Genomic DNA, 15,349 nt, shown 5'->3' on the forward strand with positions numbered 1-15,349 from the left:
TTAACATAAAAAGGATTTTTTGGGACAAATTATGATAAAATAAGTTTTTGTGATAAAACTTAAAATAAAGGCAATTTATGGAACTCACCATTCAGATTATCTGCATACTCTTTTTTGTGGCGTTATTTGCAGGCTTTATTGATGCCATTGCAGGCGGGGGCGGGCTTTTGACCATTCCTGCTTTGCTTTTGACAGGCATGAATCCTGTGGCGGTGCTTGCCACCAACAAATTACAAGCGTCTGCTGGGTCATTCTCGGCAAGCCTTGCAATGATAAAAAAGGGACTCATTCACCCCAAAATGATGAAAATTGCTTTACTCTTTGCCTTTATTGGCTCAGGCGTAGGGACGATTTTGGTACAGCTCTCACCCCCTGATTTTTTAAAAAAAGCCTTGCCCTTTGTCATTGGGCTGGTGGGGCTTTATACGCTGTTTTCGCCCAATTTAGGCAAATTACAAACCACCCCCAAAATGAGCCAAAAAACTTACGAGCGTACCATTGCCCCTTTGATTGGCTTTTATGATGGCTATTTTGGACCTGCGACAGGGACATTTTTTAGTCTGTCGCAGGTGGTTTTGCGTGGACGAGAATTGATACAAGCCACCGCTCGGGCGAAACTGTTAAACTTTGCCACCAATTTTGCCAGTTTGATATTTTTTATCATTGGTGGGCAGATTGTTTGGGTGGTTGGGCTTGTGATGATGGTCGGGCAAATCATTGGGGCATTTTTGGGCAGTCATTTTGTGGTCAAAGGCGGGGCAAAATTTATCCGCCCTGTGATTGTGGTGGTGTGTTTTTGTATGGTGGTAAGGTATGTTTTCTTTTGATTGGATTGATATTGGGGGAAGGTGCGTAATAGGCAATCTTTAAAATCCAAATAACACCATTATTCAAGCAGCTCAAAATTCAAATGCTTAGACGCTTTTTTATCAAAAGTCATCACGGGTAAATTATTTGCTGATTGGCAACGACAAGCAATTAACAAATCGGATAAATCATAAGTATTGGTTTTGGCGGATAACAATACTTGTTCTAATTTGGTTTGACTTTCAAAACAAAAAACAGGATTTTCCATTAACTCCAATAATTGCTCAATAATATCAATGCGAGTGATTTTATAACGAAAAGATAAAACCCAATTCACTTCCAAAACCACCAATAAAGGAATGTAGGCTTGGGCGTTTTTGTTTTCCAAATTCATTAAAAAATTGAGTACGGTTTGATATTGGTTTTCATCGTCTTTTACCAAAAATCGCACAAGTACATTGGTATCCAAAGAAACCATTTAAATCTCCCTGCTTGCATATACTTCGGCAATACTCTCATTCATTTCTTCAACGGTTGCTACCACTGTTGTTTTATTGGCAAGTCCACCTGCCAATTCTTGAATGGATTTGCGTGCTTTGATAGGCTTTTTGGCAACTTTTAATTGCATAAGCATTTCCAAAAAACTTTGGTCAAATTCAATTATACCGTGATTGTCAGCATAAGGGGCTAACTGCGACAAATCGACATTAGGAATGATTAGGGTATTATTTTGAATAATAGCGGTAACTTGCATTGTCTGCTCCCAAAAATTCATTCCATTATAAATAAAATTCCCCAAAATCGCAAATTATGCTAAAATGCCCCATTTAATTTTTGAAAAGCCCACAATGACCCCAAAAAATATCCTACTTGCCTTAACTGGCGGTATTGCCTGTTATAAATCCGCCATTTTGGCACGCCTGTTAATCAAGGCAGGGCATAGCGTGCGAGTGATGATGACGGACGGAGCGTGCCAGTTTATCACGCCTTTGACCTTGCAAGCCTTGACAGGCAACGAAGTGCATACCAAACTGCTTGATGAAACCGCCGAAAGGGGAATGGGGCATATACAGCTTGCCAAATGGGCGGATTTGGTCGTCATCGCCCCAGCTTCTGCCAACACCATCGGCAAATTGGCAAACGGCTTGGCGGATAACCTTGTAACCACCGTCATTGTCGCCACCACCGCCCCTGTGTGGGTCTATCCTGCGATGAATCAGGCAATGTGGGGCAATGCCATTGTGCAGGATAATCTAAAAAAACTTACCCAATTTGGCTTTAAAGTTGCAAACCCTGACAGCGGTGAACAAGCGTGTGGCGATATTGGTATGGGGCGACTGCCAGAGCCTGAGGCGATTTGTGGACAAATTTTGGCGTTTTTTGAGCAACAAGAGACCGCCCAAACTTTGGCAGGCAAAACGCTCGTCATCACCGCAGGGGCAACCCTTGAGCCCATTGACCCTGTCCGCTATCTATCCAACCATTCCACAGGCAAAATGGGCTATGCCTTGGCAAGGGCGTGTGTGAATGCAGGGGCGAAGGTCATCATCGTGGCAGGCAGTAAGGTCAGTTTGTCCACACCAATGGGTGCGGATAAAATTACCATCGGCACGGCTGATGAGATGTTACAGGCGTGTTTGGAGGTTTGTAAAAGGGCGGATATTTTTATTGCCACCGCTGCCGTGGCGGATTTTAGAGTGGCAAATGTTGCCAGCCAAAAACTCAAAAAAACCGCCGACAATGACGGCTTGACCTTGCACCTTGTCAAAAACCCTGATGTACTGGCGACAATTTCCACCACTTATCCGCACCTTTTGACCGTTGGTTTTGCGGCTGAAACACAGGACATTGAAAATTATGCCAAAGGTAAACTTGTTGCCAAAAATTTGGATATGATTGCGGTCAATGATGTTTCAGATAAAAGTATTGGCTTTGGCAGTGATGACAATGCGATGACGGTGTTCTTTGCCGAAAAATATGGGCTTGATAAGGTCAATTTGGCAAAAATGAGCAAGGATAACATTGCCAAGAATTTGGTGGGGTGTATTGGGGAAATTTTGTCTAAATAAGGGATTATTAGGGGTAATCATAATGAATGACAATGACAATGACAATATAGATTTTAAAAAAGAATATTGGCGTTTATTAGAATTGCCATTAATGGTAATTTCTATTTTTTATTTTGTCTTGATGATGGTATTTAGAGAGTCGGTTCGTAATTTTTTAAGGGCAAATGGCGAATTTCCTTTTATCATTATGATACTGCTTGCTTTTATGGCGTTTGTTGTTATCATTCATTTTATTGGTAAAAAATTGATGCTTGGCTTTTGTCTTAAAAAGCAATTTTCACGCCAGCAATTAGACCACTATAATCGCATTGCCAAAATTGTCCACGCCATTGCAATGATAACGATGATGGCGTGGTTATTTGATTTGTGGTAATTTTTTTTAGATAATAGGGTGGATTTTACAAGGACTGATGATGAAATTTGAACTTTGGCTCATTCCCTTATTTGTCATTGCCAGCGTACTTCATGGTATTGCAGGTATGGGCTTTCCGCTGATTACCATTGGGGCGTTGTCGGGGGTCTATGGGCTGACAACCGCCATTGTGTTGGTGCTTGTACCAACGGCGGTGCTTAACTTGATTGCGTGGGTCGGTGGCACAGGCGGTGTGTGGCACAACACCACCTTTTATCTCAAAAAATATTGGTCGCTCGTTTTAGTCTCCATTTTGGGGCAGTGCGTTGGGGGCATATTTGCTTTTGGTGGTTAATTCTGCTTATCTGATGCTTGCCTTGGCGGTGGTGGTGCTGTGGTATGCGACTACGAGTCTGATGGGTAAAAAAATCGTCTTACCCAATACCACCACATCGCTTGTTGTCATCGGCTTTGTGGCAGGCGTGGTCGGTGGGGCAACCAATGCCATGTCGTCCGTGCTTTTGATGTACTTACTTTCAATGACCGATGATAAGGACACGATTATCAAAGTGGGGAATTTGTGCTATTTTGTCAATAAAATCGTGCAAGCCATTGTGTTAAAAGAATTTTTGTTGGAAGTACCCATTCAAACTTGGGCGATGATACTTGGGCTGACCGTTTTGTCGGTGCTTGGTATCATCATCGGGGCAAAACTTGGCAAACACCTGCCGTCCGCCAAATTTCGCACACTTATCCTGTGGGTGCTGGTCGGGCTTGGGGTGAAGGTGGGTTGGCAGGGTGTACAGGGGGTGCTGTAAGACAAAGGGTTGTAAGGTGTGTAATGCCACTATTTTTATATATGCTGATAAGTTAAATGCAATGGGAGTTTAAATGCTTAATTTATTTAACCTTGAACATCTGAATAAACATAAAAACCTTAAAAGCACCATCGCTTCTATTTGGGTGTGTGGTGCGATTGCGTTTACTAATTGGCTTTATATCACCTACAAACTCACCTTTAATCCTTTTTTACTCATCGTAGGGATTGCATTATCTTATTATGTCATTTGTTTTTTGGTAAATCATTATCTTGGCAAAAAGACCGTATCGCCCAAACAATTAAAAACAATCAACTACCTTGCTTGGGTTGTTTGGGCTATGCAATTAGTATTCATCATTTGGTTTTTTATGATAAGATAGGTTTTTTAAAATATTGGTTTGAAATCAACTTTTAATCTCCCCCCAACTTACCCCAAACTTCCCCAAATATTCCTTAAAGCGCAAGGCGTACATCACGCACTGTCTTAGGTTTATTTTCCTAAATGGTGTGTGACACACGCCTACGAATTATACTAACCGAACGATAAATTTGATACGGTTTTGTAGGGGCAAATCACATTTGCCCAATCAAGGTTTTAAACAAAAGGGCGAATATCATTCGCCCCTAAAATTCAATGGTGAATTTTGTAGCAGTTTTTAAATTCGGTTGGTATAAAATAACAATTTAGTCAATGCGTTTGCCTGCTTTATCTATATAAAAATACTCGCCATTCATTCTAACTAAAGCTTTGCCTTTTTCAAAATTATCAGGAAAATCATATTGAACAGGAATAACTATTTTTCCTGTCTTATTTATAAAACCATATTTACCATCGCGTTTTATGTGCGCTAATCCTTCTGTAAAATTTCCAGCATAATCAAATTGAAGGGGAATAATTACTTTGCCTGTTTTATCAATAAATCCCCATTTACCATTTTGTTCTACGCTTGACAGGTTTTCTGAAAAATTGGACGCCCAGTCATAATCGGCAGGAATAACCACTTTGCCTGTTTTATCAATAAAGCCATGTTTGTCATTTTGTTTGATAACTGCCAAATCTTCTGAAAAATCCCAAACATCATCATATTGAATGGGGATAACTGCTTTGCCTGTTTTATCAATAAACCCCCATTTGTCATTTTGCTCCACCCTTGCTAACCCATCTTCAAAATGAAAAGAAAAGTCATATTCAATGGGAATGATGATTTTGTCCGTTTCATCCACAAAACCAAATTTGCCGTTTTGTTCTACGCTCAATAAACCTTCTGAAAATCTCCCAATACCGTCATATTTAACAGGAATAACCACCTTACCTGTTTTATCAACAAAGCCATATTTGCCATTTTTTTTAACTTCCGCCAATCCATCTGACAAACAGTGAACATCATCATACCCTGCCACTTGCGGTATTTCGCACGCCAAAGCGGATATTGATGATAAAGATAGGGTAAGAATTAGGGGCTTTAAAAGTGATTTCATAAATAATCCTTATTTGATAAATTGACATTCATTTTATAAAAATTTTGGACAAATCACAAGTCATTAAATCACCCCTTAATCTCCCCCCAACTAATCCCAAACCTCCCCAAATATTTCCTTAATCTATCACTATCATTACTGACCTTTTTATCCAATCTTGACTGATTAAATAACGCCCGTCCTGCGCTTGCCATTGTAGGGTGGGATTGGCAAATTTGAATGACATTTAATAATTGCATTTTATCAAATTCATCTAAATGTTGGGCATTGATTTTGGTAAGCAAAGCAGGATTGATACCGACATCGTCTTTTATATCATCGTCCGCCCATAATTCTTTTAAACGCCCAATTTCATCATCAACCAATGTTTCATTGATTTTGCCATCATTTGCCAAAGTCGCAAGGCGTAAAATACTCGCCGACAAATCCCGAAAATTGCCCCGCCAAACCGCCCCATCGCTCATACAAAACGCCAAATACCGCTCATACGCCCCCTTACCAAATCGCACTTTCCGCCCAAGCTCAAAGCCTGCAATGTCAAGCTGATAGGCGATGTTGGGGGCGATGTCTTCCTTGCGGTCTTTTAGGGCGGGCAGGGTGTATTGCCAAACATTGATACGGGCGTACAAATCTTCCCGAAATGTCCCCGCCCGCACACACGCCTTCAAGTCCTTATTTGTCCCTGCAATCAGCCAAAAATCACTGTGTACAGGCGTATCCGACCCCATCGGATAAAAGCGTTTGTCTTCCAAAGCCGTCAAAAGCATCGCCTGCTCGTCCGCCCCAAGCTCGCCAATCTCGTCCAAAAACAGTACGCCCTGATGAGCAGTCAAAAGATAGCCATCCCGTGCCGTCATCGCTCCTGTAAACGCCCCTTTTTTATGCCCAAACAGAGCCGAATACGCCATATCGCCCCGCAAAGTCGCACAATTAACTTCCACAAACCGCCCCGCCACCAGATGCCGAGCCTTTTTAAGCTCATAAATTCGCCGTGCCAGTTGCGATTTGCCCGCCCCAGTCGCCCCCATAATCAGCATTGGCGACTTTGAGCCCATCGCCACTTGTTCAATTTGCCCGATTAGGGCGTTAAAAGTGGGGTTTTGGGTGGCAATGTCGGTTTTCAAAAACCGCACCGCATCGTCCTTGACCTTGCTTAGGCGACTGGCTAGGGCATCATAACGAGCCAAATCCAAATCAATCGTCTCCACTTGGCAAGGGCTGTCTTTGGGCGGGGCGGTCTGCAAAAGCAGGCTTGGGATTTGGCGGTTTTCCACCAGTAAAAACAGGCAAATCTGGGCAACGTGCGTGCCTGTGGTGATGTGGGTAAAATAATTTTCTTGTTCAATATCAAAAGGATAAGCGTCCGCCCAACTGGCAAGTTTTTCATACACTTCGCCAAAATCCCACGGATTATCAAGGGGCATATCCACCAAATTGACTTCTGTTTCTGGGCGAATCTCCTTAATGTCCGCCACCACTTGCTGGGCGAGTCGTTCGTATTTTGGCGAAATAAACAGCTCCACACGGTCAAACGTCATCACTTTATGTACATTGACATTGGGTCGCCATTTGGCGTGCCGTCTTTGGCTAAAACCATCGTCCAGCACCGTACCCAAAAAGCCAAGCATTACGGATTTTTTATGGTATCTCATTAACTTATTTACCTATATTTTTAGATATAAATCTATCCAATATTATAGAATTTTTCCAAAAATCTAACAAGTAAATTTTAAATTTTCCCCAATATTAAAAATTTAATCCATTAAAAATCAATATCTTAAAAACGATTTTCCCCAAAATTGCCCAAGTTGGCACAAGATTTGGATAATAAAAAGTGTAAAAATCCAAAAAGGAAACACCAATGCAAAAATTTATCCTAATTCGTGGTCATCAAGGCTCTGGCAAATCCACCTTTGCCGAACAAAAAATCGCCGAATTTAAAACACAATTTCCAAATGGCGAAATCGTCCATATTGAAAATGACAAACTGTTGATTGATGAAAATGGCGTTTATCATTGGACGCCAGAGCGTATTGAAAAAGCGGTGCAAATCGGTCAAACCGCAATGAAAACCGCCTTTGAAAAAGCCAAAGCAAATCCTAATTTGGATATGCTTGTTATTAATTCAAATACCAACCAAAAATCATCGTCTTGCATTCATCTTTTACAATCGGCTCGTAAAAAAGGACTGGTTACAGAAATTTATCGTTTGCATAATTTTTTTGACAATGTGCATAATGTCAAACGAGCCGATGTATTGTCTGCTTATATCAAATTAAACAATAATCAACTTCGTGATGAGATTCATATTGAACCAATCCGCCCAATGAGCGATGATATTAAAACCGATATTGAAAAAATGAGCCAATTTGATAACAAAAAAGAATTGCCCTTTGACGAAAACCGCCAAAGCTATATTAGCGATGAGTATTTACAATATGGCAAAAGAAATTTTATCATCAAACAATCCAAAACTTATCCAGAATTGTTTGTATTAAAATATAAAAGAGAAATATTTTTTAATAATCGCTTTGATAATGCCTTACTTGAAATGCGTGGAACGGTGATTGATAAATACAACAATATTATTGTTCGCCCATTTAAAAAGGTGTTTAATTATAGCGAGCGAATTTCCAAAAACAGCAAATATCCCATTAAGATAAGTGATGATACTTTGGTAGATGCGGTATTAAAAGTCAATGGCTTTTTGGGGTTATGTACTTATGTAGAATTAGATGAAAGCCACCCAAGTTACCAAGCCAGTTTTAATAAAAAGGTGCTGTATTCCACCACAGGGTCATTAGACAGCGACTTTGCCAAAATGAATAAAACCCATTGCCAAAAGTATGAGCCACTTTTTAAACAATATCCCAACCATACTTTTTTATTTGAAATCACCGATGAAAAAGATGTGCATATTATTAAAGAAATATTTGGCGAAACTTTGATTGGGATGATTGATGTGGCGAGCGGGCGACAATTTGACGAAGATGAGATTAATGCCATTGCCGATAAGTTTAATGCCGAGCAAGAAAAATTAAATACAGGCATAAAAATCACACGCCCACAAATCATTAAATCCATACCCTTTGGCGAATTAAAGATATTATTAAAAACCGTAGAACACGAAGGTTTTATGGTCTTTGATAGTGCAAGTAAAGAAATGCTTTTTAAACTTAAATCGCCGTATTATTTGATTTCTAAATTTTTGGGGCGGAGTAAGGCAAGCAATCTTGGGCGAAAACTGGATAAAAGACAAGTTGATGAAGAATATTATCCTTTGATTGATTATATCAAAGATAATCAAGAAAATTTTAATCAGTTATCAGAACTTGATAAAATTGCGTTTATTCAAGAGTTTTTGGGGCGATTGTAAAAAATAATCCGTAAGGTGCGTACCACGCACCAATAACACTCAATAACGGTGCGTAATACGCACCTTACAATTTAAGGAAATACGATGATTTATTTTACTTCCGATTTACATTTTCATCATCAAAATATCATCAAATTTTGCCCAACTTTTCGTCAAAACTTTGGCGATAGTCAAACGATGAATAAAGAGCTGATTGCCTTATGGAATGAAACGGTAAAGCCTGATGATATTGTTTATAATCTGGGCGATGTGTCATTTAGCCATCATCTAAACGAGATTGAGGTAGTATTAAAAGAGTTAAATGGCAAACATCATCTGATTTTGGGTAATCACGATAACCTTATCGCCCAAAATCAAGAGCGTTTTTTAACAAAGTTAAAAAATGACGGCAATCCCATGTTATCATCGGTGCAGGATTATTTAAAATTAAATTTGAAAGAATTAAAACGCACGCTGATTTTATTTCATTATCCCATTGATGAATGGGACGGTTGTCATAAAGGCTATTATCATTTGCATGGGCATATTCATGACCGCATGGCAAAGGTCAAAGGCAAGATTTTAAATGTCGGTTTTGATTTGCATGGGCGGTTTTTGACGCTTGATGATATTGATGAGTTTTTAAAGAATTTGCCCAATGTGTCGCATTTTGGCGGTGATGATGAGATTGTGCTTTGTGATGATGTTTGTAAAAATGCCAAAAGGATAAAAGATGAATTGTTAAAGACAAATACTTAAATACAAATACTTGAATTTAAGTATTGAATTAAATTTTTATTTTTGGTATTATAGCGATAGTATTTTTAAATTGATTTAAGAGGATTTTATTATGATAAGCCAAGAATTAACCCATAAACTATTAACCAAAAACCCTTATTTTAATGTATCAGGTTTGACTTCATCAGAAGCCAACTATATCTGTGAGCGTATCAAAGAAACCCTAAAACCAATCCAAGATGAGATTGTCAATCTAGAAACGCACACATCGAGCCTTGACGGTGAAGCATTGGATAATTTTAAAAAGGTTAATGATATTGACGGCAAACTTGCCAGAATTGGTGAGCTGTATGCCATTTCTGCTTTTTTTAGAAGTGCCATTAAAGAAAAAGACAATCGCCTTGATATGATTAACACTAAAATCAAACAAGTGCGAGATGAACAAGATACATTATTGGCAGGCATTGATATGGTAGAATGACAACGCCTAATCAATGTGGATATGGAAGATTATCTTTTAACATTGCCATTATCTGATGTGATGGCTTACAAAACTGCCGAAGCCAAAGCGTCTCATATTGGCAAATTTATCCATAACTTTGATAAAATCCGCACGAGTCTTACCAAAAAAGAACGCATTAGTTTTAAAGAAGTGGGTGAGCAGGTATTTAAAATTCATCATACACCATTATATGAGTTAGATGAATTACAGCAATTACAAAACTATCTATTAGCCGAGCATAGAGAATATGAAAGCACGGTCAATGCCTATAAAGCCAAATTCCGTGAATTTCAAAATAAATCGTTTGTAACTTATGAAGAAGAGTATAATAAACGCTCTCACGAACGCCAAATGCTGTTAAACGAAAAAGTAAAAGCCGAAACCGAAAAACTCATCGCTATAAAAAACGAGATTGCCAATTTTAAAATCATCGTGCCAAATGAATTTAAAGCAATCATTGATGAGTTATTGACCGTAAAACCATGATAACCGATTTTGGGGAAATGGGTTTTGACCTATAAAGCCCATTTTACCCAAAACCCAAAGTAGCACAAGGCAAAAAGAGAAGTGAGAGTCGCCTTAATAGGCACTCACTATAATCTATCATACCAACTGTAAATTGGTCATAATGTTTCGCCCTATTTTTATCCTTAATGTTTGCCAATTTTGAAAAAATTGGAAAAATGTTAAGACTTTATCTTTGTCGTTGACTTTGCAAAAATAGGGGTCTTTGCTTTTGATTTTGGCTTGGTCTGCGTGCCTTGTGCTACTTTATCTTTTTATCTTTTATTTTCTTATCAATCACTTATCAAGCACTTCCCAAATACCCCGCAAACAACATAATCACTACAAAAATTTTGCCCTTTCAAACAAAAATCATTTGGCAATTTGGCAAAAATGGTGTATTTTATAGCGTAATATTTGCTTACATTTAAGCGTCTGATTGTGATTAATTTTTGAGCAATTTGACCGATTTTACTGCTAATACATTCCATTTTAGAATATTAAGGAAGAATCATGCAAAATTTTAGTATTCCTGCCGACCGTCCTTGGGTCAAAACTTATGCTGATAAAGGGCTTGATATTAATGTCAAAGTGCCAGACGGTGTCAATTCACTGCTTGACAGCTTTGAGCAGAACTTTGCCAAACATGGCAACAAAGTCGCCCTAACGTGCATGGGAGCATCCATCACTTACAGCGAGCTTGACACATACAGCCGTCAGATTGCCAGTTATTTGCAGTCGCTTGGGCTTGACAAGGGCGATAAAGTGGCGGTAATGATGCCAAATATTTTGCAGTATCCGATTGCGATGATGGGTATTGTGCGAGCAGGGTTTACACTTGTAAACGTAAACCCGCTTTATACACCGCATGAGCTAGAACATCAGCTCAATGACAGCGGGGCAAAGGCGTTGTTCATCGTGGAGAACTTTGCTCATACCTTTGAAAAGGTCAAAAACAAAGGGCAAGTCAAGCACGTCATCGTGGCGAGCATTGGCGATATGATGGGACTCAAAGGTATTTTGGTGAATTTGGTCGTCCGCCATGTCAAAAAAATGGTGCCAAGTTGGAACATTCCCAATGCCGTGAGTTTTAAAGATGCCCTAACGGCAGTATCGGCAAGTCGCTATGTCCGCCCCGAGCTGTCGCTTGATGACATTGCGGTGCTACAATACACGGGCGGTACGACAGGCGTGGCAAAGGGGGCGATGCTCACGCATAAGAACCTTGTGATTAACGTTGAGCAGTGCATGACATTTGTCAATAAGGTCTTTCCTGCCGATGAAGATTTGACGGGTAAATACATCGCCACGGCGTTGCCTTTGTATCATATTTTCTCATTTACGGTATCCATGCTTGGTTTGAAGATGGGGTTTAGCTTGCTACTCATAACCAACGCCCGTGATTTTGATGCCTTAACCAAAGACTTTGCCAAATATCGTCCCGTGTTTTTCCCTGCGGTCAATACTTTGTTTAATGCGTTGGCTCATCATGAAGGCTTTAAAAACCTTGACCACACCAACCTACGTCTATCGCTTGGCGGGGGTATGTCGGTGTTACCAAGCACGGCAGAAGCGTGGGAGAAGCTCACGGGTACTTATATCGTTGAAGGCTATGGGCTGTCTGAGACATCGCCTGTCGCCACGCTAAATCCCCCAGGGAGCTACACGGGCAAAATTGGTATCCCATTTCCTAATACTGACATTATCCTATTAGACGATGACGGCAAAGAAGTGGCAATGGGTGAGCCGGGCGAGATTGCCATCAAAGGACCGCAGGTCATGGCAGGCTACTACAACCGTCCTGATGAGACCGAGAAGGCCATGACAAAGGACGGCTACTTTAAGACGGGCGACATCGGTGTGATGGACGAGCAGGGCTTTGTCAAAATCGTTGACCGCAAAAAGGACATGATTTTGGTGTCGGGCTTTAACGTCTATCCTAACGAAGTCGAAGAAGTCATTACTGCTCACCCCAAAGTGCTAGAATGTGGCGTGATTGGTGTGCCTGATGAACATAGTGGCGAGTTGGTCAAAGTCTATGTGGTCAAAAAAGACGACAGCCTAACGGATAAAGAAGTCATCGCATGGGCAAAAGAGAATCTAACAGGTTATAAACGCCCCAAATATGTTGAGTTTATTGATGAATTGCCAAAATCTAATGTGGGCAAAATCTTGCGTAAGGATTTGCGTAAATTAGAAGAGGATAAAAAGGCGTGATAAGGTAAAAACCTATAACGCTTAAAAATCCGTCCAATCTGAATATTGCCAATGGGGATATTCTGGGTTGGGCGGTTTTGTTTTGGGGCAAAAACTGTTACAATAGTCCAAATTTTACTTTATAAGGCACATCATGCGACACGACAACCGTGAATTATCCCAATTACGTCCCATCAGCTTTATCCGCAACTACACCAAACACGCCGAAGGTTCGGTATTGGTGTGTTATGGCGACACCAAAGTGCTATGCAACGTCAGCATAGAGCAGGGCGTGCCACGTTGGTTAAAGGGGCAAGGTCAAGGCTGGCTTACCGCCGAATATGGCATGCTCCCACGAGCCACAGGCACCCGCACCCAACGTGAAGCGACTAAGGGCAAGCAGTCGGGACGCACCCAAGAGATACAGCGTCTTATCGGTCGCTCGCTCCGTGCCATGCTTGATTTGTCAAAACTGGGCGAGAACACCATTTATGTGGACTGCGATGTCATACAAGCAGACGGTGGCACACGCACGGCAAGTATCACAGGTTCGGCAGTGGCACTCATTGATGCCCTAGAGAGCCTACAACGAGACAAAAAGCTGACCACAGACCCGCTCATCGGACTGGTGGGGGCAGTGTCGGTCGGTATCAAGGACGGACGGGCGTATTTGGATTTGGATTATGGTGAAGACTCGACCTGTGATACGGATTTGAACGTGGTCATGACCCAAGCAGGTGGGTTTATCGAGATTCAGGGGACGGCAGAAGACAAGCACTTTACCCGTGATGAGGCAAATGCCATGCTTGACCTTGCCGAGTCTGGGATTAAAGAGATTTTTGAACTCCAAAAACAAGCGTTGGGCTGGTAATGCTAAAAGTCATTGATGATGGCGTGTCTATCACGCTAAATGGCACCGAGTCGAACCCTGTCTTTGTCATGGCAGGGGTGCTTGTTGTGTTGGCGATATGTGTGGCGGTGGTTGCCATGACCGCTCCTGTACAGATTACCATTGGGGTGATGGCAGTGTTTGCGGTGCTGATTTTTGGTTTTAATATTTACAAAAACCGCCTAAAATACCAAAGCCGTATCGCCACAGGGGTGATTATCATCAAAAATCGTGCCTTTATCGCACAGGGGCAAAATGTCAAACTGAGCGAGAATGCTCGTATTGAGCTGATAAATGACACCTTAGTCATCACTGACCTAGGGAGAAGCTGGCATATCTTGGGCTTTGATAATGACAAAGAACGCCACGTCGCCAAATCGGTGCTAGAAGGCAAGGCATTAGAGAAGCGAGAGCAGGCGATACGGATTTTGTAAATTGGTTTATAAATTGATAAATCAAAACCAAAAACAAAGCCCAACATCGTCGGGCTTTGTTTTTGGTGGGTGCTTACTGTCCACTGGCGGGAGCGGTCGTCTCGGTGCTGTTTTTTTGGTTTTCAAGCTCAGCGATTTGGGCTTCGAGTAGGGCGATTTGCTCGGCTTTGGCGGTCGTCAAATCTTCCATTAGAGTCAGCTGATCTTGGATGAGTTTTTCTTGTTCAGCGATTTGGGCATCTTTGTCTGCCAAACGGTCAATCTCTTCTTTGATGAGTGCAGGGTCGCTTGGAATCTCAGCATTTAGAATTTCATCGGGATTAACCACAGGTTTGATGTCTGGCAGAATGCTGTCAGCAGAATCAACAGCTGGGGTCTCTGCCGGTGTTGTTTCTACCTGCTCTGGGGTGGGTTCAGGGGTGCTTGATTGGGTAGGGGCTGTGCTAACGGCAGGCGTGGGGGTATTAACAGTGCTACTGTCATTACCACTCATTGCCATGTAGAGTGCCACGCCAATCAGGGCTAGGGCAATCACACCGCCCAAGATGAGCTTGTTGAGCTTTTTGGGGTCGCTAAGTAGCCCTGTCAAGTCGCTTTTGTCGCCACTATTTTTGGCAGGCTTTGGAGTTTTAGAGGCTTTGGGTTTAGTCATTTTTGGGGTTTTGGGCGAGCCATCTTTTTTGCCAAACAATCCTTTTTTAGCAGGCTTATCTTTGGCGACTTCGCTTTGCCCGAGGCCACTGGCGACACTTGCTCCTGCGACTGCTCCTGCACCCAGTAGGGCGGTATCGACGTTGCTGTTTGCCACGTCAGTGGGGGCATTGGCTTGGTTTAGGTCATCTAGTTGATTGAAAAAATCGTCTTGGGCGGTGTTATTGGTAGCGTGGGTCAAATCAATGCCAGTGGCATTATCAGCCACGGTTACATCGGATAGGGCGATGTCCACAGGCTCATTGATGGTTAAGTCAATGTCAGAGCTAGCGGTGTTGGCAGTGTTTTGGTCAAACAGCTCGTCAAATTCGGCACTTAAATCGACATCAGCAGTCGTGTCGGTGCTGGCATTGAGATCGGCATTGCCAAAATCAATGTCCAAAAATTCATCATCAAAATTAATCTCGTTCGGGTCTTTTTTCTCTGACATGGGAAACCTATCTTATTGGCTAAATGGGGCTAATGAATGGCAGGGGCGTTCATCGGGCTTTGA

18 protein-coding genes are annotated in these 15,349 nt (G+C 41.5%); 13 read left to right on the top strand and 5 right to left on the bottom strand.

The features are described from left to right. The first annotated feature begins 77 nt into the window (after positions 1-77). Positions 78-827, top strand: coding sequence for a TSUP family transporter (locus DX073_RS13350; protein WP_115008486.1), 750 nt, complete (start codon positions 78-80; stop codon positions 825-827). 59 nt (positions 828-886) lie between these two features. Here DX073_RS13350 and DX073_RS13355 read toward each other — a convergent pair whose 3' ends face one another. Together DX073_RS13355 and DX073_RS13360 are read right to left on the bottom strand one after the other, a co-directional pair. Then, positions 887-1,285 carry a PIN domain-containing protein gene (locus tag DX073_RS13355; RefSeq protein WP_115008487.1) on the bottom strand — a complete coding sequence of 133 codons (399 nt, stop codon included), beginning with the start codon at positions 1,283-1,285 and terminating at the stop codon, positions 887-889. Next, positions 1,286-1,561 (bottom strand): hypothetical protein, encoded by a 276-nt coding sequence (locus DX073_RS13360; protein WP_115008488.1) that lies wholly within the window; start codon positions 1,559-1,561, stop codon positions 1,286-1,288. It lies immediately after the preceding gene. 94 nt (positions 1,562-1,655) lie between these two features. On the opposite strand from DX073_RS13360, the gene coaBC reads away from it, so the two are divergent. From coaBC to DX073_RS13380, 5 genes are all read left to right on the top strand, one after another. Continuing rightward, positions 1,656-2,876 carry a bifunctional phosphopantothenoylcysteine decarboxylase/phosphopantothenate--cysteine ligase CoaBC gene (coaBC, locus tag DX073_RS13365; protein ID WP_258556971.1) on the top strand — a complete coding sequence of 407 codons (1,221 nt, stop codon included), beginning with the start codon at positions 1,656-1,658 and terminating at the stop codon, positions 2,874-2,876. 22 nt (positions 2,877-2,898) lie between these two features. After that, positions 2,899-3,249: a hypothetical protein gene (locus tag DX073_RS13370; protein ID WP_115008490.1), complete on the top strand. Its 351-nt coding sequence runs from the start codon at positions 2,899-2,901 to the stop codon at positions 3,247-3,249. 40 nt (positions 3,250-3,289) lie between these two features. Next, positions 3,290-3,583, top strand: coding sequence for a hypothetical protein (locus DX073_RS14835; RefSeq protein ID WP_258556972.1), 294 nt, complete (start codon positions 3,290-3,292; stop codon positions 3,581-3,583). Continuing rightward, positions 3,576-4,046, top strand: a complete 471-nt coding sequence (locus tag DX073_RS14840) for a sulfite exporter TauE/SafE family protein (RefSeq protein WP_258556978.1) — start codon at positions 3,576-3,578, stop codon at positions 4,044-4,046. Before DX073_RS14835 ends, DX073_RS14840 begins: the two co-directional genes overlap by 8 nt. Positions 4,047-4,119: 73 nt before the next feature. After that, a complete protein-coding gene (locus DX073_RS13380) occupies positions 4,120-4,428 on the top strand; it encodes a hypothetical protein (RefSeq protein ID WP_115008491.1) in 309 nt (102 codons plus the stop codon). A 304-nt stretch (positions 4,429-4,732) separates the two neighbouring features. Here DX073_RS13380 and DX073_RS13385 read toward each other — a convergent pair whose 3' ends face one another. After that, positions 4,733-5,449 (bottom strand): WG repeat-containing protein, encoded by a 717-nt coding sequence (locus tag DX073_RS13385; RefSeq protein WP_181814461.1) that lies wholly within the window; start codon positions 5,447-5,449, stop codon positions 4,733-4,735. A 146-nt stretch (positions 5,450-5,595) separates the two neighbouring features. After that, on the bottom strand, positions 5,596-7,179 hold the full coding sequence (gene rtcR / locus DX073_RS13390; RefSeq protein ID WP_115008493.1) for an RNA repair transcriptional activator RtcR: 1,584 nt from the start codon (positions 7,177-7,179) through the stop codon (positions 5,596-5,598). Between the two features lie 209 nt (positions 7,180-7,388). Here rtcR and DX073_RS13395 point away from each other — a divergent pair, with 209 nt between their 5' ends. From DX073_RS13395 to DX073_RS13420, 7 genes are all read left to right on the top strand, one after another. After that, the gene (locus DX073_RS13395; RefSeq protein WP_115008494.1) at positions 7,389-8,903 is read left to right on the top strand and encodes an RNA ligase; all 1,515 of its coding nucleotides are present in this window, start codon (positions 7,389-7,391) and stop codon (positions 8,901-8,903) included. Between the two features lie 84 nt (positions 8,904-8,987). Beyond that, positions 8,988-9,641, top strand: a complete 654-nt coding sequence (locus DX073_RS13400) for a phosphoesterase (protein ID WP_115008495.1) — start codon at positions 8,988-8,990, stop codon at positions 9,639-9,641. A gap of 91 nt (positions 9,642-9,732) precedes the next feature. Next, a complete protein-coding gene (locus tag DX073_RS14560) occupies positions 9,733-10,101 on the top strand; it encodes a hypothetical protein (RefSeq protein WP_220186764.1) in 369 nt (122 codons plus the stop codon). A gap of 21 nt (positions 10,102-10,122) precedes the next feature. Then, positions 10,123-10,608, top strand: a complete 486-nt coding sequence (locus DX073_RS14565; RefSeq protein ID WP_220186765.1) for a hypothetical protein — start codon at positions 10,123-10,125, stop codon at positions 10,606-10,608. Positions 10,609-11,139: 531 nt separating this feature from the next. Next, positions 11,140-12,843, top strand: coding sequence for an AMP-binding protein (locus DX073_RS13410; RefSeq protein WP_115008496.1), 1,704 nt, complete (start codon positions 11,140-11,142; stop codon positions 12,841-12,843). 133 nt (positions 12,844-12,976) lie between these two features. Continuing rightward, on the top strand, positions 12,977-13,693 hold the full coding sequence (rph, locus tag DX073_RS13415; RefSeq protein WP_115008497.1) for a ribonuclease PH: 717 nt from the start codon (positions 12,977-12,979) through the stop codon (positions 13,691-13,693). Further along, positions 13,693-14,145 (top strand): hypothetical protein, encoded by a 453-nt coding sequence (locus DX073_RS13420; RefSeq protein WP_079326308.1) that lies wholly within the window; start codon positions 13,693-13,695, stop codon positions 14,143-14,145. The genes rph and DX073_RS13420 overlap by 1 nt, the downstream gene beginning before the upstream one ends. A 73-nt stretch (positions 14,146-14,218) precedes the next feature. On the opposite strand, the gene DX073_RS13425 is transcribed toward DX073_RS13420, so the two are convergent. After that, positions 14,219-15,286 carry a hypothetical protein gene (locus DX073_RS13425; protein ID WP_115008498.1) on the bottom strand — a complete coding sequence of 356 codons (1,068 nt, stop codon included), beginning with the start codon at positions 15,284-15,286 and terminating at the stop codon, positions 14,219-14,221. Positions 15,287-15,349 lie beyond the last annotated feature (63 nt).

Source organism: Moraxella lacunata (assembly GCF_900453205.1).
Classification (GTDB): Bacteria; Pseudomonadota; Gammaproteobacteria; order Pseudomonadales; family Moraxellaceae; genus Moraxella; species Moraxella lacunata_B.

Excerpts from the sequence above, each read along its gene's own strand:
- rph (WP_115008497.1), top strand. The coding sequence starts at position 12,977 with ATGCGACACGACAACCGTGAATTATCCCAATTACGTCCCATCAGCTTT.
- DX073_RS13360 (WP_115008488.1), bottom strand. The coding sequence starts at position 1,561 with ATGCAAGTTACCGCTATTATTCAAAATAATACCCTAATCATTCCTAAT.
- DX073_RS14560 (WP_220186764.1), top strand. The coding sequence starts at position 9,733 with ATGATAAGCCAAGAATTAACCCATAAACTATTAACCAAAAACCCTTAT.
- DX073_RS13380 (WP_115008491.1), top strand. The coding sequence starts at position 4,120 with ATGCTTAATTTATTTAACCTTGAACATCTGAATAAACATAAAAACCTT.
- DX073_RS14835 (WP_258556972.1), top strand. The coding sequence starts at position 3,290 with ATGAAATTTGAACTTTGGCTCATTCCCTTATTTGTCATTGCCAGCGTA.
- coaBC (WP_258556971.1), top strand. The coding sequence starts at position 1,656 with ATGACCCCAAAAAATATCCTACTTGCCTTAACTGGCGGTATTGCCTGT.
- DX073_RS13410 (WP_115008496.1), top strand. The coding sequence starts at position 11,140 with ATGCAAAATTTTAGTATTCCTGCCGACCGTCCTTGGGTCAAAACTTAT.
- DX073_RS13370 (WP_115008490.1), top strand. The coding sequence starts at position 2,899 with ATGAATGACAATGACAATGACAATATAGATTTTAAAAAAGAATATTGG.
- DX073_RS14565 (WP_220186765.1), top strand. The coding sequence starts at position 10,123 with ATGGAAGATTATCTTTTAACATTGCCATTATCTGATGTGATGGCTTAC.
- DX073_RS13400 (WP_115008495.1), top strand. The coding sequence starts at position 8,988 with ATGATTTATTTTACTTCCGATTTACATTTTCATCATCAAAATATCATC.
- DX073_RS13425 (WP_115008498.1), bottom strand. The coding sequence starts at position 15,286 with ATGTCAGAGAAAAAAGACCCGAACGAGATTAATTTTGATGATGAATTT.
- DX073_RS13355 (WP_115008487.1), bottom strand. The coding sequence starts at position 1,285 with ATGGTTTCTTTGGATACCAATGTACTTGTGCGATTTTTGGTAAAAGAC.
- DX073_RS13350 (WP_115008486.1), top strand. The coding sequence starts at position 78 with ATGGAACTCACCATTCAGATTATCTGCATACTCTTTTTTGTGGCGTTA.
- DX073_RS13395 (WP_115008494.1), top strand. The coding sequence starts at position 7,389 with ATGCAAAAATTTATCCTAATTCGTGGTCATCAAGGCTCTGGCAAATCC.
- rtcR (WP_115008493.1), bottom strand. The coding sequence starts at position 7,179 with ATGAGATACCATAAAAAATCCGTAATGCTTGGCTTTTTGGGTACGGTG.
- DX073_RS13420 (WP_079326308.1), top strand. The coding sequence starts at position 13,693 with ATGCTAAAAGTCATTGATGATGGCGTGTCTATCACGCTAAATGGCACC.